The 382-nt window shown below is 34.3% G+C and carries 1 protein-coding gene; it reads right to left on the minus strand.

Translation table 11 applies throughout. From position 1 onward, the window contains the following. Window positions 1-382, minus strand: a 382-nt coding sequence (locus IDG60_RS02860; protein ID WP_206160478.1) for a peptidase dimerization domain-containing protein, incomplete at both ends; no start/stop codon positions are given.

Consider the following 382-nt stretch of genomic DNA (forward strand, 5'->3'; position numbering starts at 1 on the left):
TACATATCTTTTTCAATATATTCATCGATTTGATGTGCCATTAATGGATTACCTGGTCCAAAAATGGCTAAATCAACATTGTCCTTATTATCTCCTAAGAAACTAGAGGCATCTGTTGCACCTACAAGCGCTGAAACAAATATTTCGTCTTGTTCTACATAACTAGAAGCTACATCTTTAATCGTAGTAATTAATTTGCTATTTTTATCGCTTGTTACAGGTCGGTGATTGCTTGGAATATCGAGTGAAAGCTTATTGCTATCCACATCATTAATGATATTTTGGAAAAACGATTCTATAAAGTCGTTATCATACTCAGGAACTGGTCTTACGTTAAATTCAAGTGAAGCTTCATCTGGTACAGAGTTAAATTGTTTGCCGC

This window comes from Staphylococcus sp. EG-SA-2 (assembly GCF_017152085.1).